Origin of the sequence: Actinoplanes sp. NPDC051513 (assembly GCF_044454685.1) — a bacterium.
Lineage (GTDB): Bacteria > Actinomycetota > Actinomycetes > Mycobacteriales > Micromonosporaceae > Actinoplanes.
The window spans coordinates 289,246-309,549 of sequence record NZ_JBITDW010000003.1 but is presented as its reverse complement, the minus strand read 5'-3'; the positions used below and the strand labels follow the sequence as shown (position 1 = coordinate 309,549).

Genomic DNA, 20,304 nt, shown 5'->3' with positions numbered 1-20,304 from the left:
CAAGCCTGCAGTTCTCCGACCGCGACCCTGCGGCCGACCACGACCTGAGCGTATCGGGGCCTCCTGACGGGCGTACGCGCGGCCGGTGAACTTCCGCCGCCGGACGCCTCAACCGCGCCTCGCCGATGCCGATCCTCCTGGCACTATGAGTGCTTCCATGCTCCCGCCGGACGGGTCGTTCATCGAGATGACCTCGTATGGCGAAACGCTCCCCGAGGTGCGGGTCGTGCACGCCTCAGGACCCGTGATCACTCTCTCCCTCGCCCTGGCCCAGGTGCCGCCGGCCAACTCGACGGTCGAGCTGCGCTGGGCGGCGGCGCCGCGCGGGCGGTACGCGCAGGAGGGGCACGTGGTTGCCGTCGACGGCAACCGGGTGGAGGTCCGCTTCACCGGGAAGCCGTTGGTGCTGCAGAGCCGGTCGTACGTGCGCGGCGGCGGCGGGGAGCAGATCGTGATGATCCGGCCGGACCGCGAGCCCGCCGAGGGTGTGGTGCACGACATGAGCGAGCGGGCCGTGCGGGCGCACTTCACGGACATCGTGCTCGAAAGCGGCGAGGAGATGGTGCTGCGGATCCTCCTCGGCGACGAGGAGGTCGCGTTCCCGGCCTCGGCGCTGAAGGTGAGCTCGATGCGGCAGCAGGTGCCGGTAAGCGGCCCGCTCTCGGTCGAGATGGTGGCGGTCTTCGACGACCAGAACGAGACCCAGGCCAAGATCATTCGCCGGTACATCATGCGGCACCAGCTGCTGGCGCGACAGCGCGGGAGCTAGCGTGGGCGCCTCGTTACTCGTTTGCGCCGGGTTGCGCACGTAGGCAATGGTGTCAGTCGTGCGATCCCGTCCGCGCCTTACCGTGATCAGCTTCGCCGCCGCCGCGGCGTTGCTGCTGGGTACGACGGCGTGCACGGACCTCGACACGGCCAACGCGGCCGGCATCACCCGCGACGACCTGGTCTCCGAGATGGCGATCCAGCTGGCCCGTGTGACCGGTCTCACGTATACGGCGACGTACCAGCTCACCGGCGGCGACACGGCGACCATCACCCAGGCGCAGAAGCCGACCAGAACCGCGTACGTCCATCCGGGCGGCCGCCTGCTCGAGACCGTGACCGGGACGGTCCGCTGCGACAAAGCCCTGAACTGCACCGAGACCGACCCGGCGCCGGCGACCGCCGCGCCCCTGACCGGCAGCAAACTGATCACGCCCGAGGCGGCGCTGGCGATGCTCAACGCGGCCGCGCTCGACCAGGAGCTCGACGCCGCCCAGCACGACACGACGATCGCCGGGCGGCACGCCACCTGCCTCGACCTGAGAAGGGTCGACGGGACGCCGACCTCCGAATTCAGCCTGTGCGTCACGAATGAGGGGGCGTTGGGCAGCTTCGCCGCGACGATCGCGGGCGAGCGTTTCGATCAGGCCCTGACGGCGTACGAGGAGAAGGCCGACCTCGCCGCCCTCGACCTCCCCGCCTCGGCGAAACTGACCGACAAGCGCTCGAAGTAGCGCGGTCAGACCCGTCGGTAACGGGACTGCACAACCGAGAACAGGCCATAGGCCGCCATACCCAGCGCCGTCAGCCTGAGCAGCCATAGCCGACGATGCCCAGACGGCGGCACGTGAGCCGGGCCGGCGCGGTCATCCGGCCGGTCCGCAGATGCTGTCGGCGTCGAACCCCTGCCAGACCGTCATCACCCGGCGAAACCTGCGCGGTCAGACGCCGAGGAGGGTGCGCAGGTGGCGTGGGGGCGGGGAGCCGTGGGCGAGCATCTTGTCGTGCCAGGCCTTGGGGGTGGCGCCGAACGGGCGGGCCGCGGCGATCGCGGCCACCTCGGTGTAGCCGACGAAATATGTGCTCAGCTGGGTCGACGTGAGCAGGGCGCGACGCCACTTGCCGGCCGCCTCGCCCTCTTCCTGGAAGCCGGGGCCGGTCATCAGGGACATGGCCTCGGCCTCGGGCAGATCTTCGCAGTGGACCAGCTGGTCGATGATCGCGTTCAGGCTCATGCGCAGCTGCATCTTGAGCTGCTGGAGGCGCACCGGCAGGCCGCCGAAGCCCAGGCCGGCCATCAGCTCTTCGGCGTAGACCGCCCAGCCCTCGACGAACGGGCCCGACCAGCCGAGCGCGCGCACCCGGGTCTCGGCGCGGAAACGCCGCGAGTGCGCGAGCTGGAGGAAGTGGCCGGGCATCGCCTCGTGGACCGTGAGGTCGCGGAGCATGTGGTCGTTGTACTCGCGGTAGAACGACTCGACGCGCTCGGCGGACCAGCCCGCGGGGGTCGGCGAGATGCAGTAGAAGGTGGGCACGTCGGCGGTCTCGAGCGGGCCCGGCGGGTCGCAGTAGGCCACCGCCACGCCGCGGGCGAACTCGGGCATCTCTTCGATGACGCACGGGTCGTCGAGCAGGGTGAGGATGTCGTGTTTGCGGACGAACTCGGTCGCCTCGTCCATCGTGACGCGGGCGAGGCCGACGATCGTGGCGTCGTCGGGGTGGTCGGCGGCAAGCGTGCCGAGGGCGCGGCGGACCGTCTCGTCGGTCTCGGAGCCGCCGACCAGCTCGGCCGCGGCCGCGCGCAGCTCGGCGCCGACCCGGTCGAGGCGCTCGCGGGCGCGGGACAGCACCTCGGCGGCGGGCAGCTCGGTGTCGAGCGTGTGCCACAACCGGGCTTCCCACAACCGGCGGCCCAGCCGCGGGTCGCGGCCGGGCTCGCCGCCCTCGAGCTGGGCGCGCAGCCAGCCGTCGAACTCGCCGAGCGCGGCCAGCGCCGCCGACGCGGCCGGCTCGACCGCCGCGCGCATGCCGGGCTCGTCGGCGAGCAGGGCGGGCACCTCGTCGCGGATCAGGGCGGCCGTGCCCGCGAACTGGCCGATCGCCGTCTCGGTGTGGATGCGCGGAACGTCGCGCAGCACCGCCCGGGCGGTGGCCAGCGCGTCGGGGATCGCGGCGAGCCGGCCGCCGAGGCTGGCCAGCCGTTCCTCGGCCGGCGCGAACTGGCGGGAGATCAGCGCGTGCAGGAGCGGGCCGGGGTTGTGGTTGAGCGGGTTCCACTCGTGTTCGCGTACGTCAACCAGCTCGAAAAGCCCGCGCTCGACGACGGCCGAGAGAATCGCGTGGTCGGCCTGATCTTCGGGGCCGAAGGCCTCGGGATCGATGCCGGACAGCGCGTCGGCCGCGTCGCGCAGCATGGCCACCCGCTCGGACACCGCGCCCGGGGAGAGATCGGGCATGCGGTCGTCGAAACGGTGGTCGCCCGTGAAGGTGGCAAGACCTGGATCGCTGCGCAGGATGGCGTCGACGATGCTCTCGGCGAGCGGAACGAACTCCGGCATGCCGTGGAAACTACTCGGCGGGTCCGACAATTCTCTGCTCGGCGCTCCGCACGTCTTCCGCATAGTCGAGCGTCGCCCGGCGTACCTCGGCCTCGGCGTCCGCCCCGGCGGCGCGCGCCTCGGCAACCAGCCGGAGCAGCGCCGGGCCGAGGTCGTCACCGCCAGGCAGGGGCACGTCGAGACCGGCGCGCTCCACCCGCTGGAGGATCTTGGCAGCGAGCGCCAGCGCGGGCTGACTCAGCGCGATGCCGTCGAGGACCGAGTCGCGGGACTTCTCGGCCTTCTTGATCCGCTCCCAGTTGTCGGTGATCTCCTCGAGGTCGGCCACCTCGGCGCCCGCGAACACGTGCGGGTTGCGCCGCACCATCTTCTCGACCAGGACGCCGGCCACGTCGTCGATGCCCCAGGCCGCGCCGTCCGGCAGTTCCTCGGCCAGGCGGGCGTGCAGCACGATCTGCAGCAGCACGTCGCCCAGCTCCTCGCGCAGGGCGGCCATGTCCTCGGCCTCGATCGCGTCGTAGGCCTCGTAGGCCTCCTCGAGCATGTACGGCGCGAGCGTGCGGTGGTTCTGCGCGCGTTTCCAGGGGTCGCCGCCGGGCGAGGCCAGGCGGTCCATCACCGCGACCGCGTCGAGCAGGCGGGCGCCGGGCGGGTCCCAGGAGCCGTACATCAGCTCCAGCTCGGCCAGGTCGGGCTGGCGGGTGAGGCGCAGGCCCAGCTGACGGGCGAAATCTTGATCGCCGGCCGGGCCGGCCAGCCAGACGACGGCCTCGCGACCTTCCAGCTCGGCGAGCAGCCGCTCGGGATCAGGCGAGATCACCGTGACCGGCACGCCCGACTGCCGCAGCGCCGCGGCCTGTTCCGACTCGGCGCCGGCAAGAACCGGATACGCCCGGAGCGCGTCCCACGCCGCGGCGGTGAGCAGACCGGCGGGCAGCCGCGGCGAGGTGACCAGCAGGATGATCCGCGCGATCATGGCCTCAGGAGACGGCGCTGACCGGCACGGTGTCGTCGGCGCCGAGCGGGGCCGTCACCAGCGGGCGAACCGCGCCGTTCTGCGTCTGGAACTCGAGCACCGAGATCATGGCCGGCTGGTAGCGCGGGTTGACCCGGATCTTCAGCGGGCCGGCCACCTCGTTGATCTCGTTGCGGACCGTCGCCGCGTTGGTGACCAGCTGCTTGTTCTGCGCCGGAAGCTGCGACTTGAACTGCTCGAACTGGCTCGCGTCGGCCTCGCCGTTCGCCACCAGCACGTCGAAGACCTGGCGCAGGTCGGCTTCGGTGGGCTCGCCGGTGGTCGGCGCGGCCTGCCGGAGAGCCGCCACATAGGTCTTCGCCGTCGCGTACAGGCGGACGTATTCGGTGGTGGCCGGGAGGCGCAGGTCGGAAGAGACCTGCTCGAGGCCCAGATCGGCGGGGAGCGCCACGTTGTGCGACTTGGCGACCTGGCCGAGCACGTCGGTGCTGATCAGCGTGCGGGCCACCTCGGCGCGGGTCAGCGCGGGCGCGGGCGCCTCGCCCTCCCGTGCCGGGACCGCGGCGGCCTGAGCCTCGTCGTAGACGGCGTCCACCCGGTCCTCAGTGATCTTGGTGTCGCCGACGTAGGCGGCCACCGAGGGCTCGGAACGGCAGGCCGAGAGCCCGGCCACGGCCAGGGACGCGACAACGGCGACGGATGCGAGTCGGCGGGCACGCTGCATGGCCATGACTCTCTCACGTCTGTCGTGACACACGTCGCCGACCCCCGGAATCCCGGATCAGCCGACAGCTTTCGCCACTATCGCGGCGATCAACACCAGCGTTACGAGGGCCAGGACGATCGCTTGCGTCCCGTCGCGTCCACGACGAGGCGCGTACGCGAGCCCGAGCGCGACAACCGCACCGGCGACCAGCCCCCCGAGATGCCCCTGCCAGGACGTGAATCCCGCGGCGAGCACCAGCCACAGCACGGACGTCAACAACAGGCGGTTGCGATCGATCGGATGCTCGTGCAGCTTCCGCGTGATCACGAAGTACGCCGCGGCCATGCCGAACCCCGCCCCCGACGCCCCGATCGCGCCCTGGTGCGGGTCGATGATCACGACGAACGCGGAGCTGCCGAGCGCCGAGATCAGGTAGACGGCGAGGAACCGCAGCCGGCCGAGCTGCCGCTCGAGGAACACGCCGAGCATGGCGATCCACATCAAGTTGAAGGCGATGTGGGTGAGGCCGAGCCCGCTGGCGCCCGGAAGCTTGTGCAGGAAGGCGCCCGTGAACAGCCGCCACCACTCCCCATGCAGCACGCCGATCAGCTCATAGCCGGGCGCCGGCACGCCGTCGTCGACGTAGTACCGTCCGGCCGCGTCGACCAGCCCCGTCCCGAACACGTCGAATCGGTTGATCACCGCCGGATGCGCCACCTCGATCACGTACGCGATGACGTTGAGCGCAATGATCGTGTACATGACGTAGGCGGTCGCGCCGCTGCTGACCGTGGCCCCGAAGATCGTGCGGGCTTGCCGGACGGTCTTGTTCTCGCCCTTGACGCAGTCGGGACACCGCTGCCCGACCGGCGCCTCCTGCATGCAGTCCGAGCAGATGAACCGATCACACCGGCTGCACCGGACAAACGTCTCCCGCCGCGGATGGCGATAACAGGTGGTCTCCGCACCCACGGTCTCCACGAGGCACTCCCGGGCTCAGCAATGATCAGGCCCGGAGATTCTGCATGCTCGATCCGTTCCGACGCAGCTTCTGATGCACACATGCAACAACGAGCGCGCCGCCGGGCGCTGTGTGGCACATCTGAGGATCTGTGTGGTACCGATGACCACGGCTGTGCAGGAAGTTTCGTGCCTTCCCCGACGGGCAGGGTGACGTGTCGGTCGTTGACCGTGGACTGACCGCCAATGAGATGACCATATTGACCGCACTGATGGCCAGGGCACACACGCGAGCCGAACTGGAACACGAGCCGAACTGGAAAAGGCCACGGGCCTGACCAAGGATCAGGTCCAACACGCTCTGCAGACCCTCAGGATGAAGGGCCGCATCGCCATGCTCGGCAAGCCCCGATCGCGAACGCCCAGTGGGCGTTGACTCGGCGAGATCAGACCTAGGCGGGGGTCTTGGCCGGCACCTCCCCCAGGACGTCCTTCAGGAGCTGGGCGCACCACTGCAACAGCGCCAAGTCGCGCAGTGGCTCGCCGCCCAGGCGGCGGGTGGCCGGGCGCGGGACGCTCACCTGGTCGGTGGCGTGCTTGTAGACGGCGTCGGGGTGGTAGCGCTTCAGGCGCAGCTGCTTCGAGTCGGGCAGCGGGAGCGGGGAGAAGCGGAGGTGCTTGCCCTGCATCGAGACGTCGGTCAGGCCGTAGGCGCGGGCCGTCTGGCGGAAGCGGGCCACGGCGATGAGGTTGGCGACCTGCGCGGGCGGCTCGCCGTAGCGGTCGGTCATCTCGGCGACCACCTCGTCGAGCTGCTTGTTGTCGCGGGCCTCGGCCAGCTTGCGGTACATCTCGAGCCGGAGGCGCTCGACGGCGATGTACTCGACCGGGAGGTGGGCGTCGACCGGGAGGTCGATCTTCACCTCGGGCTCCTCCTCGGGGCGCTCGCCCTTGAAGGCCTGCACGGCCTCGCCGACCATGCGGACGTACAGGTCGAAGCCGACGCCCTCGATGTGGCCGGACTGCTCGCCGCCGAGCAGGTTGCCGGCGCCCCGGATCTCGAGGTCTTTCATGGCCACGTACATGCCGGCGCCGAGCTCGGTGTGCTGCGCGATCGTGGCCAGGCGCTCGTGGGCGTGCTCGGTGAGGGGCTTCTCGCGGGGGTACAGGAAGTACGCGTACGCCCGCTCGCGGCCCCGGCCGACGCGGCCGCGGATCTGGTGCAGCTGGGCCAGGCCGAGCAGGTCGGCGCGCTCGACGATGAGGGTGTTGGCGTTCGGGATGTCGATGCCGGACTCGACGATCGTGGTGCAGACCAGGACGTCGAACTCCTTTTCCCAGAAGCCGACCATCACCTTTTCGAGCTGGTCCTCGCCCATCTGGCCGTGCGCCACCGCGACCCGGGCCTCGGGGACCAGCTCGCGCAGCTTGCGGGCCGCGCGGTCGATCGACTCGACCCGGTTGTGCAGGTAGAAGACCTGGCCGTCGCGCAGGAGCTCGCGGTGGATGGCCGCGGCCACCTGTTTGTCGTCCTGGGCGCCGACGAAAGTGAGCACCGGGTGGCGTTCTTCGGGTGGGGTGGCGATGGTGGACATCTCGCGGATACCGGTGATCGCCATCTCGAGCGTGCGCGGGATCGGCGTGGCCGACATGGTGAGCACGTCGACCGAGGCGCGCAGGGCCTTGAGCTGCTCCTTGTGCTCGACGCCGAAGCGCTGTTCCTCGTCCACGATGATCAGGCCGAGGTTCTTGAACCTCGTCGAGTTGGCCAGCAGGCGGTGGGTGCCGATCACGATGTCGGCGGTGCCGTCGGAGGCGTGCTCGAGGGTCAGCTTCGCCTCGGTCGGGGTCTGGAACCGGGACAGCTGCTTGATCTGCACCGGGAACTGGCCCATGCGGTCGGTGAACGTGTTGAAATGCTGCTGGGCGAGCAGCGTGGTGGGCACGAGCACGGCGACCTGCTTGCCGTCCTGCACGGCCTTGAAGGCGGCCCGCACGGCGATCTCGGTCTTGCCGTAGCCGACGTCGCCACAGATCAGCCTGTCCATCGGGACGGCCAGTTCCATGTCGTGCTTGACGTCGATGATCGCGGCCATCTGGTCGGGGGTTTCCGTGTACGGGAACGCGTCCTCGAGCTCGCGCTGCCACGGTGAGTCGGGCCCGAACGCGTATCCCTGGGAGGCCTGGCGAGCCGCGTACAGCTGGATGAGCTGCGCGGCGATCTCGCGCACCGCCTTGCGGGCCCGCGCCTTGCTCTTCTGCCAGTCGCTGCCGCCCATCTTGTGCAGCGTGGGCTGCTCGCCGCCGACGTAGCGGGAGAGCTGGTCGAGCTGATCGGTCGGGACGTACAGGCGGTCGCCGGGCTGGCCGCGCTTGGACGGCGCGTACTCGATGACGATGTATTCGCGGTCGGCGCCGTTGACCGTGCGTTGCACCAGCTCGACGTACTTGCCGATGCCGTGCTGCTCGTGCACCACGAAGTCGCCGGGCTTGAGCTCGAGCGGGTCGATCGTGTTGCGACGGCGGGACGGCATGCGGCGCATGTCTTTGGTGGAGGCGCCGCGGCCGCCGCTGATGTCGTTGCCGGTGATGACCGCGAGCTGGGACGCGGCGTCGACGAAGCCGTGGTTGAGCCCGCCGCAGGTGACCAGCAACTGGCCGGGCTCGATCGGCGTGGTGATCGACTCGACCGGGGTGACGCCCAGGCCGGAGTCGCGCAGCACCTCGGTGGCGCGCTCGGCGGTGCCGTGGCCCTCGAAGACCAGCGCGACCGCCCAGCCCGCGGCCGACCATTCGGAGATGTCGGAGACGAGCCGGGCGGTGTCGCCGTGGTAGAGCGCCACCGGCTGCGCGGCGAGCGCGATCGCATCGCCAAGATCGGGGGACACCGCAACCTCGGTAGGCGCCTCCAGCCACGGTTGATCTTCAGTAGAAGGAGCCGCCTCGGCCAGGCCGAAGGGAGAAACGGTCCACCACGGCTGCGACAGGGTCGCCGCGTGTGCGCGTACATCGGCAAGGGTTTTGAAAGCGGCGGCCCCGACGTCGATCGGGGCTTGACCGCCGACCGCCGCGGCCGCCCACGAGGCTTCGAGAAACTCATCAGAGGTACGGGTGAGGTCGTGCGCGCGGGTGCGGATGCGCTCGGGGTCGCAGAGCAGCACGTGCGTGCCGGCCGGCATGCAGTCGAGCAGCAGCTCCATGCTGTCGGTCCCGTGCAGCAGGGCCGGGGCCAGCGATTCCATCCCCTCGACCGGGATGCCCTCGGCCAGCTTGTCGAGGATCTCGGCCAGCTCGGGGTGGGCCTCGGACAGCGCGGCCGCACGCGCGCGGACCGACGGGGTCAGCAGCAGCTCACGGCACGGCGGCGCCCACAGCCGCGAGACCGGATCGATGGTCCGCTGGTCGGCCACGGCGAAGGTGCGGATCTCTTCGACCTCGTCGCCCCAGAACTCGACCCGGGACGGGTGCTCGTCGGTCGGCGGGAACACGTCGAGGATGCCGCCGCGCACCGCGAACTCACCGCGCTTGGTGACCAGGTCGACCCGCGCGTAGGCCATGTCGGCCAGCCGCCGGGCCACCCCCTCGAGCTCGGCCGACCCGCCGGTGACCAGCTCGACCGGCTCGAGGTCGCCCAGGCCCTTGAGCTGCGGCTGCAGCACGCTGCGCACCGGCGCCACGATCACCTGGAGCGGCTGCCCCTCGGGGTGGGCGAGCCGCCGCAGCACTGCCAGCCGCCGGCCCACCGTGTCGGAGCGCGGCGAGAGACGCTCGTGCGGCAGCGTTTCCCACGACGGGAAGACGGCCACCCGCGAGGGGTCGAGCAGGCAGCCCAGCGCCTCGGCCAGGTCGTCGGCCTCACGGCTGGTCGCGGTGACGGCGAGCACCGGCCGCGCCGCGCCGCCGAGGTCGATATCGCCCGCGACGGTGGCCACGACGAACGGGCGCAGCGAGGCGGGCGCGGTGAGATCGAGGGAGTCCGAGTCGACCCAGGGCCCATCGGGATTGGCCTTGCGAGCGAGGTCGCGGGCACGCGCGAGCCCCCGGTCGCGAAGGGCGGCGGGAATCAGGCCGGAGAGTTGCATTACACCCACATCCGTACACGTCAAACAACCCCAAGCGCCCAGACGGGCGGGGGTATGCGCTGAAGTCTAGTCCGGCCCTCCGACAATTACGGGGCGCACAACATGTCCGACATGGGAGTCGGTATCAGGAGAAAACTCGCGCTTCGTTGTCGGTGTGGCTCCCAGGGAGGGACAACGTGCGGATCCTGCTGCTCGTTACGGCGTTCAACGGTTTGAGCCAGCGGGCCTGGTGTGCCCTGCGCGAGGCCGGGCACGAGGTCGGCGTCCTCTTCGCGACGAGCGAGCGGGACATGATCGACGGGGTGAAGAGCACCGGCCCCGATCTGATCATCTGTCCGTTCCTCAAGGAGCGGGTCCCCCGCGAGGTCTGGCAGCACTGGCGCACGGTGATCATCCATCCGGGCCCGGTCGGCGACCGCGGACCGTCCTCGCTGGACTGGGCCATCGGCGACGGCGTCCGCAGCTGGGGCGTCACGGCGCTGCAGGCCGTCGAGGAGATGGACGCCGGTCCGATCTGGGCCACCCGCACGTTCGCCGTGCCGGCCGCGCCGCCGCGCAAGTCCTCGCTGTACAACGGCCCGGTCGCCGACGCCGCCATGGAGTGCATCGCCGAGGTCGTCGGCAAGGCGCAGGACCCCGGCTTCTCCCCCGCCGATGCCGCCGATGCCGCCGATGCCCCCGACGCCCCCGACGCCGCCGACGCCCGGCCGCGCCCGCTGATGCGGCAGGAGGACCGCGCCTTCGACTGGAGCGACTCGACCGAGCAGATCCTCCGGAAGATCCGGGCCGCCGACGGCGCCCCGGGAGTGCGCACCGAGGTGAGCGGGCTTCCAGTTTTCGCGTACGACGCATTGCCCGGCCTCGCCCGCGCCGGGCGCCCCGGTCAGCTGCTCAGCCGGCGGCAGGGCGCGGTGCTGATCGGCACCGGCGACGGCAGCATCTGGCTCGGCCACCTGCGGGCCGCCGAGCTCCCCCGCGCCGGCATCAAACTGCCCGCCACCACGCTGCTGAGCACCCGGCTGCGCGGCGTGCCCCACTCGCCCCTGCCGCCCGGCAGCGAGCCCGAGCACCCGGCGACCTACCGGCAGATCCGCTACCGGCGGTCCGGCGCGGCCGGCTGGCTCTCGTTCGACTTCTACAACGGCGCGATGGCGCCCGGGCACTCGCGCCGCCTGCTCGCCGCGCTGCGGCACGCGGCCGGTCAGGACACCGAGGTGCTGGTGCTGCGGGGCGGGACCGACACGTTCGGCAACGGCATCCACCTCAACGTCATCGAGGCCTCTCCCGACCCGGCCAGCGCGGCCTGGGCGAGCATCCGCGCGATCAACGAGATCTGCCGGGAGATCATCATGTGTACGCGGCAGGTGGTGATCGCCGCGTACGCGGGCAGCGCCGGCGCCGGCGGGGTGATGCTCGGCCTCGGCGCCGACATCGTGGCCGCCCGCGACGGGATCGTCCTCAACCCCTACTACGACATGGGGCTGTACGGCTCCGAGCTGCACACCTTCACGCTCCCCCGCCGGGTCGGCGCCGACCGGGCGCAGGAACTGATCGACGACAAGCTCCCGGTGAGCGCGACGCGGGCGCGATCGATCGGCCTGGTCGACGAGGTCGGGCCGCGCCATCCCGACGCCTACACGGAATGGCTCGCGGCCCTCGCCGAACGCGAGGGCGACGCCCGCCTGGCGCGCAACCGGCGCCAGGCGAAGGCCCGGCGGCTCGCCGCCGAACGGGTGCCGCTCGAGGTCTATGAGGCCCGTGAGTTGGCCGAGATGAGCCGTGACATGTACGCGGACCGGTCCGGTTTCGCGGCGGCCCGGCATGACTTCGTCCGCAAGGTCAAGCCGTCGGAGACGCCGGACCGTCTCCTGCTCGGAGGAATGAAGCCGCGCCGCCGCACCACCGTCCTTCGCCCGGCGGTGCCCCTGTCCGCATGAGTCATTCCCGCGGTCCGAGGTGAGACTTGCCTCAATTCACCCGGTCCATGAGCCGCGCCGATACCATCGGCGGAGTCGGGACAGCGCCGTCCTGGAGCACCGCAAAGCCTTCTCACGAGGGCAGAAGGAGCGCCCCGATGACCGACCAGCACGGCCACCTCGACCCCGACGGCCCCGACGCCGCCCTGCGCGCCGACATCCGGCGCATCGGCACGCTGCTCGGCCAGACTCTGGCCCGGCAGGAGGGCCGTCCCCTGCTCGACCTGGTCGAGGAGGTCCGCGCCCTGGTGCGGCAGGACGCCCCGGCCGCCGCCGAGCGACTGGCCGCCATGGACGTCACGACCGGCACCAAGCTGGCCCGCGCGTTCTCCACCTACTTCCAGCTCGCGAACATCACCGAGCAGGTGCACCGCGCCCGCGACCTGCGGCGGCGCCGCGCCCGCGACGGCGGCTGGCTCGACCAGGCCGCCAAGCGGATCGCCGAGCGCGGCGTGCCGGCCGACGAGATCGCCGCGGCCGCCCGCCGGCTCGCGGTGCGCCCGGTCTTCACCGCGCACCCCACCGAGGCCTCCCGCCGCTCGATCCTCTCCAAGCTGCGCCAGGTCGCCGACGAGCTCGACAACGAGGCCGCGGCCGCGGTCCTCTACGGCGCCTCCGACACGACCGCCTCGAGCCGGCGCTTCGCCGAGCTGATCGACCTGCTCTGGCAGACCGACGAGCTGCGCCTCGACCGGCCCGAGCCGACCGACGAGGCCCGCAACGCCGTCTACTACCTGCGCGACCTGTACGCCGAGGCCGCGCCGCAGGTGCTCACCGACCTCGCCGAGACCCTGCGCAACCTGGGCGTCGAGACCGCGCCCACCGCCCGGCCGCTGACCTTCGGCTCGTGGATCGGCGGCGACCGCGACGGCAATCCGTTCGTCACCCCGGCCGTCACCCGCGACGTCCTGATGATCCAGCACGAGCAGGGCATCCAGGCCACCGAGAAGGCCATGGACAACCTGATCGACGAACTGTCGGTCTCCCGGCGGCTGCGCGGCGTCTCGCTCGACCTGTCCGCCTCGCTCGCCCGCGACCTGGACGCCCTGCCCGAGGTCGCGCCCCGGTTCCGCAAGACCAACGCCGAGGAGCCGTACCGGCTCAAGCTGCGGGCGATCAAGGCGAAGCTCGCCAACACCCGCGAGCGGCTGCGCCAGGGCACCCCGCACGTCGCCGGCCGTGACTACCTCGGCAACGACGAGCTGATCAGCGACCTCGAGCTGATGCGCGCCTCGCTGGCCCGCAACTCCGGCCAGCTCACCGCGATCGGCGTGGTCGCCAGCGCGATCCGTACGGTCTCCGCCTTCGGCCTGCAACTGGCGACCCTCGACGTCCGCGAGCACGCCGAGAAGCACCACGAGGTGCTCCAGCAGATGTACACGCAGGTCGGCGAGGTCGACGACTACGCGGCGCTCGACCGCACCGAGCGCACCAAGCTGCTCGCCGCCGAGCTCTCCGGACGCCGGCCGCTGTCCGCCGCCGACACCCCGCTCACCGACGCGGCCCGCAAGACGTTCGACGTCTTCAACACGATCCGCGACGTGCAGAACCGGTTCGGGATGGACGTCATCGAGACGTACATCATCTCGATGACCCTGGGCGTCGACGACGTGCTCGCGGCGGCCGTGCTGGCGCGTGAGGCCGGCCTGGTCGACATCCACACCGGGCGCGCCCGGGTCAACATCGTGCCGCTGCTGGAGACTCCCGCCGAGCTGGACGCGGGCGGCGAGCTGCTCGACGAGATGCTGACGCTGCCGGCCTACCGCGAGATGGTGCGCGCCCGCGGCGACGTGCAGGAGGTCATGCTCGGCTATTCCGACTCCAACAAGGAGGCCGGGATCACGACCAGCCAGTGGCGTATCCACAAGGCACAGCGGTCGCTGCGTGACGTGGCGGCCCGGCACGGCGTACGCCTGCGGCTCTTCCACGGCCGCGGCGGCACCGTCGGCCGGGGCGGCGGCCCCACCCACGAAGCGATCCTGGCCCAGCCGTACGGCACGCTCGACGGCGCGATCAAGGTGACCGAGCAGGGCGAGGTCATCTCCGACAAGTACACGCTGCCGGCCCTGGCCCGGGAAAACCTCGAGCTCACGGTCGCGGCGGTGCTGCAGGCGACGCTGCTGCACACCTCGCCGTCGGTCGACCTCCAGCGGCTCGCGCGCTGGGACGAGACCATGGACACGGCGTCGGACGCGGCCTTCGCGACGTACCGGTCGCTGGTCGAGAACCCCGACCTGCCGGCCTACTTCTGGGCGGCCACCCCGACCGAGCTGCTCGGCCAGCTGAACATCGGCTCCCGGCCGGCGAAGCGGCCCAACGCGGACGCCGGGCTCGGCGGCCTGCGGGCGATTCCGTGGGTCTTCGGGTGGACGCAGACCCGGCAGATCGTTCCGGGCTGGTTCGGCGTCGGCTCCGGGCTCGCGGCCGCGCGGGCCGCGGGCAAGACCGAGGTCCTGCACGAGATGTACGCGGACTGGCAGTTCTTCAAGACGTTCATCTCCAACGTCGAGATGATGCTGACGAAGACCGACCTCGAGATCGCCCGGCGGTACGTGGAGACGCTGGTGCCGGCCGAGCTGCACCCGATCTTCGAGACGATCGTGGCGGAGTACGAGCTGACCGTCCGCGAGATCCTGGCCATCACCGGCGGGGACGATCTGCTGGCGTCGCAGCCGGAGCTCAAGCGGACGCTGAGCGTGCGCGACACGTACCTGCTGCCGCTGCACCACCTGCAGGTGGCGCTGCTGCGGCAGTACCGCGACCTCGGGGATTCGGACCGGCAGCCGGCGACCGCGCCGGGGGCGCGGCGCGCACCGTCGGATTCGACGGCGCTGGAGCGGGCGCTGCTGACATCGGTCAACGGCATCGCCGCCGGCATGCGCAACACCGGCTGAGATCCTTTCGCGTACGGGGGGCCGGACAGCACTCGCTGTCCGGCCCTTTTCGTTAGCCCTCGTTCGCCTTAAGTGAGTCTTTAGCCGCTCGCCTTCGCGTTTCGGGCCGCCTAGCGTCGCTGTCCCGGGAGCGCTCCCATCGCTCCTCCGACGGCGACGGAGCGGTGCTCGTGCGCAGATGGCGTCTCTTCGCGGCCGCGGGCGCCACGGTCGTGGCGGTTTCGGCGGCGACGGTCGCCGCCCTCACGACGACCACGTTCGGATCGACCGCCGTTTCCGCCATCGAAGGTCCGCCGTCGGCGCCCGCGGCCACGCCGGCTGTCTCCGGCTCCCCTTCCCGGTCCTCTTCTCCGCCGTCCGTCACGACCCGGCCGAGCGCCACCACGCGGCCACCGTCGGCCGCCTCGACGCCGCTGGCCATCAACGGGCAGCTGCACGTCTGCGGGGTCCACCTCTGCAACCAGCGCGACAAGGTCATTCAGCTGCGCGGCGTCAGCACCCACGGCCTGCAGTTCGCGCCGGACTGCTACCCCGGCGCCGCCCTCGACGCCCTTGCTCGCGACTGGCGGAGCGATCTGCTGCGGATCGCCATGTACGTGCAGGAGGGCGGCCTCGAAACCGACCCCGCCGGCTTCACCGCGAAGGTCAACACGCTGGTCGACCAGGCCGCGGCGCGCGGCATGTACGCGATCGTCGACTTCCACGTTCTCAACCCCGGCGACCCGACCGTCAACCTCGAGCGGGCCAAGACCTTCTTCGCCGCGGTGGCCAAGCGCAACGCCGCGCGGAAGAACATCATCTACGAGATCGCCAACGAGCCCAACGGCGTCCCGTGGGCGGTCGTCAAGGCGTACGCGGAAAAGGTCATCCCCGTCATCAGAGCGCAAGATCCGGACGGCGTGGTGATCGTCGGAAGCCGGGGATTCTCGTCCCTCGGCATCGCCGAGGGTTCGAGCGCCGCCGAGACCATCGCCGACCCGGTCCGGCTGCCCAACGTCATGTACGCGTTCCACTTCTACGCGGCGTCGCACAAGGGCAACTACCGCGCCGAACTCACGAAGGCCGCCGCCAAGCTCCCCATGTTCGTCACCGAGTTCGGCACCGTGACGTTCACCGGCAACGGCGCCTTCGACGCCGCGAGCACCACGACGTGGCTCGACCTGCTCGATCGACTGAAGATCAGCTACGCGAACTGGACGTTCTCCGACATCGCCGAGTCGAGCGCCGCCCTCAAACCCGGCGCCTGCGCGGGCGCCCACTTCACCGGGACGAACGTGCTCACCCCGTCGGGCGCCCTCATCCGCAGCCGCCTGCGCACTGTCGATCGGTTCTGATCGGCCGATCCCGCAACTCTTCCGGCCGGCCGAGGTCGCGCCGTGGCGCCGCCTCCCGGAAGGGAAGCTGAGAGTGGGCTGAGAGACCCCGAGAGGGTCCTCAGGGATCCTCCGGATCCGCCAGGTGCGCTCGCTTCCTAGGCTGGGCCCGTGACCATCATCGCGACTCAGGCGCTGACCAAGACCTACGGCGGCGGGGTGACGGCGCTCGCCGACCTCACCATCGAGGTCGACGCGGGCGTCATCGGGCTCGTCGGCGCCAACGGCGCGGGCAAGAGCACGTTCATCAAGATAATGCTGGGGCTCCTCGCGCCCAGCTCCGGTGGGGTCAAGGTCTTCGACCTCGACCCGGTGACCGAGACCGACAAGGTGCGCGCCCGCGTCGGCTACATGCCCGAGAACGACTGCCTCCCGCCCGATGTGTCCGCCTCCGAGTTCGTCACCCACGTCGGCCGGCTCAGCGGGCTGCCCAAGGTCGCGGCGCGCGAGCGGGCCTCCGAGGCGCTGCGCCACGTCGGCCTCTACGAGGAGCGCTACCGCCAGATCGGCGGGTACTCGACCGGCATGAAGCAGCGGGTCAAGCTGGCCCAGGCGCTCGTGCACGACCCCGACCTGCTGCTCCTCGACGAGCCGACCAACGGCCTCGACCCGGCCGGCCGCGACGCCATGCTGACGTTGATCCACCGCATCGGCAACGAGTTCGGCATCTCGGTGGTGGTCTGCTCGCACCTGCTCGGCGAGGTCGAGCGCATCTGCGACTCGCTCATCGCGATCGAGGCCGGCCGCCTGCTGCGCGCCGACCGCATCTCGTCGATGACCACGGCGTCCGACGTGCTCGCCGTCGAGGTCAGCGAGGGCACCGACGAACTCGCCTCGGCGCTGCGCGCCCTCGGCTTCGAGGTCACCCCCGAGGGCCGGTTGCTGCTGGTGCCGCTCCAGGCCGATGCCGCGTACGACCGGATCCTCCAGGCTGTCGCCGAGCTCGACCTTCCCCTGCACCGGCTCGACCAGCGACGTCACCGCGTCGCCGAGCTCTTCACCGCGAAGGAGACGGCCGATGTCTGAGGCCGGCGTCATCCATGACATCGGATACCAGCGGTATCAGGGTCCCCGGCTGGGCCGCGGCGCCCTGCTGGGGGCGCTGTACACGCACGGTCTGCGGGCTGCGTTCGGGCTCGGCCGCAGCGCCAAATCCAAGATCTTCCCGTGGGGCGTGGCCGGCATCGTCCTGCTCGTCGCGGTGATCAACGCGGGCGTCCGCTCGCAGACCGGCACCTGGCTCTTCGACTACTACCAGCTCGACGACACGATGAGCTGGCTGGTCATCTTCTTCGTCGCGGTCGTCGCGCCCGAGTTGGTCTCCCGCGACATCCGGTCCGGGGTTCTGCCGCTGTACTTCAGCCGCCCGCTGCGGGCCGCCGACTACGTGCTGGCGAAGGTGAGTGCCCTGGTCACCGCGGTGTTCCTGCTGCTCGGCGTACCGCAATTCATCATGTTCCTGACCGGCGCCTTCACCACCAAGACCGGGATGCGCGGGGTGTGGCACGAGCTCGGGCTGCTGATCCCCGGGTGGGGCTACAGCCTGCTGTGGGCGTTCGTCTTCGCGAGCATCAGCCTGCTGGTGGCCTCGCTGACCGGCAAGCGCGCGTTCGCGGCCGGCGGCATCGTCGCGGTGTTCCTGATGACGGCGCCGGTGGTCGGTGTGCTGAGCGTGCTGCCCTCGCAGACCGCGAATCACCTGGCCGGCCTGGCCAGCCCGATGTCGCTGATCAACGGCGTCGAGATCTGGCTGCGCGACCGCAACGACCTGGGCCTGGACGTCGGCGACTTCGGCCCAATCTTCGGCATCGAGGCGTTCTGCCTGATCGTCGCCTGCCTGTTGCTGTTGCTGGCCCGCTACCGGAAGGTGGCCTCGCTGTGAGCACCGTCGAACTCCAGAACGTCTCCCGCTGGTACGGCAACGTGGTGGCGGTCAACGACATCAGCATGCTCCTGCAACCCGGGGTGACCGGCCTGCTCGGCCCGAACGGCGCCGGCAAGACCACGGTGCTGCACATGATGGCCGGGTTCCTGTCCCCGTCACGCGGCGCGGTCACGATCGACGGGTCACCCACGTGGCGCAACCCGTCCATCTACCGGGAGCTCGGTCTGGTCGCCGAGCGGGAGGCGGTGCACGGCTTCCTCACCGCTCGTGAATTCGTCGTGGCCTGCGCCAAGATGCAGAAGCTGCCGGACCCGTCGGCGGCGGCGAAGCGGGCCCTCGAGTTGGTCGAGATGACCGACGCGCAGGACCGCCGGATCGAGACGTTCTCGAAGGGCATGCGGCAGCGCACCCGGGTGGCGGCCGCGCTGGTGCACGAGCCGCGGGTGCTCCTGCTCGACGAGCCGTTCAACGGCATGGACCCGCGGCAGCGGATGCACATGATGGACCTGCTGCACAAGCTCGGCGACGAGGGCCACACGATCCTGTTCAGCTCGCACATCCTCGAGGAGGTCGAGCAGCTCTCCGGCCTGGTCCAGGTGATCGTGGCGGGCCGGCTCGCCGCCTCCGGCGACTTCCGCCGCATCCGCCGCCTGATGACCAACCGTCCGCACGTCTTCGCCGTGCAGAGCTCCGACGACCGCCGCCTGGCGGTCGCCCTGATCGGCGAGAAGTCGGTGAGCGGCGTCGAGATCGAGGCCGGCGGCCTGACCGTACGCGCCTCCGACTACGGCAGCTTCACCCGCGCGCTGCCGCGCATCGCCCTCGGCGAGGGCATCCGGCTGCGGCGCCTGCTGCCGTCCGACGAGTCCCTGGAGAGCGTCTTCTCCTACCTGCTGGAGGCATGATGTCCACGGTCGCCTACATCACCGCACGCGGCCTGCTCGGCCGCCGCCGGGTGCTCCTGCTGCTGCCGTTGCCGTTGCTGCTGGTCGGGCTCGCGCTGATCTGCCGGGCCTACGACGTCGACCCCAGCCAGTGGGGCCAGGCCGTCGTGGTCGGCCTCGGGCTGGCAGTGGTCCTGCCCGTGATCAGCCTGATCGTCGGCACCGGCGTGCTGGGCTCCGAGGTCGACGACGGCACGATCGTCCACATCCTCACGAAGCCGCTCCCGCGCCGCGACATCATCCTGGCCAAGCTCCTGGTGGCCGCCGGCGTGTCGGCCGTGGCCGCCGCGGTCCCGCTGTACATCGCCGGCGTCCTGGCCGACGGCTCCCGCTTCGGCCTCGCCCTGGCGGCCGCGGCCGCGGTGGGCGCGGTCGCCTACTCGGCCCTGTTCCTGCTGCTCAGCCTGCTGACACGCCGGCCGGTCCTGCTCGGGCTGGTCTACATCCTGGTCTGGGAGGGCTTGCTGGGCCGCTTCGTGAGCGGCACCCGAGTCCTGTCGATCGAGCAGTACGTCATCACGATCGCCGACAAGATCGCCCCGACCGACATGCTCCCCGGCAAGGTCAACCTGACGGTCGCCATCATCATGAGCGCGATCTTCGCCATCGGAGGCACCCTGTACGCGATCAACCGCCTGGGCTCCTTCAGCATGGCCGGCGAAACCAGCTGACCGACCCCACCGCATTCCGGCCGAGGGCCTCCGACCGCCACGGAAGCCCTCGGCCTCACACTGTGCGGATCGTCCGTCGTGCTCCATGCGGACAGAAGGTTCCCGCATAGTCGCGTCGGCTCCCAGCTGATGGGCCTCCGTCCTGCATGCCGGCCGCGTGTCCCAGTGCCTGGATGCACCGTCTGCATAGCAGGTGACGCCGCTCCGCTATATCGTGATATTTCCGTTCTGTCGCCGAGCGCACGCGCCCCCGCGACCCGCCGTGATGACTTGGCGTTCGCCGCTAACAGCCGCTAACAGCAGATCTTCAAGATCGCGCAAACGAAGCGCGAGGCGCCGGCAGCGCGGGTGCAGTCGGGCGCGGCGCGCGGGAGCCGCCCGGCGCGCGGGGTGCAGTCGGGCGCGGCGCGCGGGAGCCGCCCGGCGCGCGGGGTGCAGTCGGGCGCGGCGCGCGGCAGCCGCCCGGCGCGCGAGGCGCAGTCGGGCGCGTGGCGTGGGTGTGGCGAGCGTG

Annotated in this window: 15 protein-coding genes; 9 read left to right on the top strand and 6 right to left on the bottom strand. The window is 70.9% G+C overall.

Features of this window, described 5'->3' with window-relative positions:
• Positions 1 to 145 precede the first annotated feature (145 nt).
• Together ACIA5D_RS11420 and ACIA5D_RS11415 are read left to right on the top strand one after the other, a co-directional pair.
• On the top strand, positions 146 to 769 hold the full coding sequence (locus ACIA5D_RS11420; protein WP_396029769.1) for a hypothetical protein: 624 nt from the start codon (positions 146 to 148) through the stop codon (positions 767 to 769).
• Positions 770 to 827: 58 nt separating this feature from the next.
• On the top strand, positions 828 to 1,502 hold the full coding sequence (locus tag ACIA5D_RS11415) for a hypothetical protein (RefSeq protein ID WP_396029768.1): 675 nt from the start codon (positions 828 to 830) through the stop codon (positions 1,500 to 1,502).
• A 207-nt stretch (positions 1,503 to 1,709) separates the two neighbouring features.
• On the opposite strand, the gene ACIA5D_RS11410 is transcribed toward ACIA5D_RS11415, so the two are convergent.
• The 5 genes from ACIA5D_RS11410 to mfd all read right to left on the bottom strand — a co-directional run bounded on the left by ACIA5D_RS11410 (position 1,710) and on the right by mfd (position 10,050).
• A complete protein-coding gene (locus ACIA5D_RS11410) occupies positions 1,710 to 3,326 on the bottom strand; it encodes a DUF885 domain-containing protein (protein WP_396029767.1) in 1,617 nt (538 codons plus the stop codon).
• 10 nt (positions 3,327 to 3,336) lie between these two features.
• Positions 3,337 to 4,302 carry a MazG family protein gene (locus tag ACIA5D_RS11405; RefSeq protein ID WP_396029766.1) on the bottom strand — a complete coding sequence of 322 codons (966 nt, stop codon included), beginning with the start codon at positions 4,300 to 4,302 and terminating at the stop codon, positions 3,337 to 3,339.
• Positions 4,303 to 4,306: 4 nt separating this feature from the next.
• A complete protein-coding gene (locus ACIA5D_RS11400; RefSeq protein ID WP_396029765.1) occupies positions 4,307 to 5,026 on the bottom strand; it encodes a hypothetical protein in 720 nt (239 codons plus the stop codon).
• A gap of 57 nt (positions 5,027 to 5,083) precedes the next feature.
• A complete protein-coding gene (locus ACIA5D_RS11395) occupies positions 5,084 to 5,890 on the bottom strand; it encodes a rhomboid family intramembrane serine protease (protein ID WP_396029764.1) in 807 nt (268 codons plus the stop codon).
• Between the two features lie 530 nt (positions 5,891 to 6,420).
• Complete coding sequence (mfd, locus tag ACIA5D_RS11390; RefSeq protein WP_396029763.1) at positions 6,421 to 10,050, bottom strand: transcription-repair coupling factor; 3,630 nt, start codon at positions 10,048 to 10,050, stop codon at positions 6,421 to 6,423.
• A 176-nt stretch (positions 10,051 to 10,226) separates the two neighbouring features.
• On the opposite strand from mfd, the gene ACIA5D_RS11385 reads away from it, so the two are divergent.
• From ACIA5D_RS11385 to ACIA5D_RS11355, 7 genes are all read left to right on the top strand, one after another.
• On the top strand, positions 10,227 to 11,987 hold the full coding sequence (locus ACIA5D_RS11385) for a hydrogenase maturation protein (RefSeq protein WP_396029762.1): 1,761 nt from the start codon (positions 10,227 to 10,229) through the stop codon (positions 11,985 to 11,987).
• Positions 11,988 to 12,124: 137 nt separating this feature from the next.
• A complete protein-coding gene (gene ppc, locus ACIA5D_RS11380) occupies positions 12,125 to 14,920 on the top strand; it encodes a phosphoenolpyruvate carboxylase (protein ID WP_396029761.1) in 2,796 nt (931 codons plus the stop codon).
• A 170-nt stretch (positions 14,921 to 15,090) separates the two neighbouring features.
• Positions 15,091 to 16,254, top strand: coding sequence for a glycoside hydrolase family 5 protein (locus ACIA5D_RS11375; RefSeq protein WP_396029760.1), 1,164 nt, complete (start codon positions 15,091 to 15,093; stop codon positions 16,252 to 16,254).
• Between the two features lie 150 nt (positions 16,255 to 16,404).
• A complete protein-coding gene (locus ACIA5D_RS11370; protein ID WP_396029759.1) occupies positions 16,405 to 17,319 on the top strand; it encodes an ABC transporter ATP-binding protein in 915 nt (304 codons plus the stop codon).
• Positions 17,312 to 18,175: an ABC transporter permease gene (locus tag ACIA5D_RS11365; RefSeq protein ID WP_396029758.1), complete on the top strand. Its 864-nt coding sequence runs from the start codon at positions 17,312 to 17,314 to the stop codon at positions 18,173 to 18,175. The genes ACIA5D_RS11370 and ACIA5D_RS11365 overlap by 8 nt, the downstream gene beginning before the upstream one ends.
• Positions 18,172 to 19,083 (top strand): ABC transporter ATP-binding protein, encoded by a 912-nt coding sequence (locus ACIA5D_RS11360; RefSeq protein ID WP_396029757.1) that lies wholly within the window; start codon positions 18,172 to 18,174, stop codon positions 19,081 to 19,083. The genes ACIA5D_RS11365 and ACIA5D_RS11360 overlap by 4 nt, the downstream gene beginning before the upstream one ends.
• Positions 19,083 to 19,793 (top strand): ABC transporter permease, encoded by a 711-nt coding sequence (locus ACIA5D_RS11355; RefSeq protein ID WP_396029756.1) that lies wholly within the window; start codon positions 19,083 to 19,085, stop codon positions 19,791 to 19,793. Before ACIA5D_RS11360 ends, ACIA5D_RS11355 begins: the two co-directional genes overlap by 1 nt.
• Before the next feature lie 293 nt (positions 19,794 to 20,086).
• Here ACIA5D_RS11355 and ACIA5D_RS11350 read toward each other — a convergent pair.
• Positions 20,087 to 20,304 (bottom strand): hypothetical protein (locus ACIA5D_RS11350; RefSeq protein WP_396029755.1); only part of this gene is annotated, 218 nt, incomplete at its 5' end.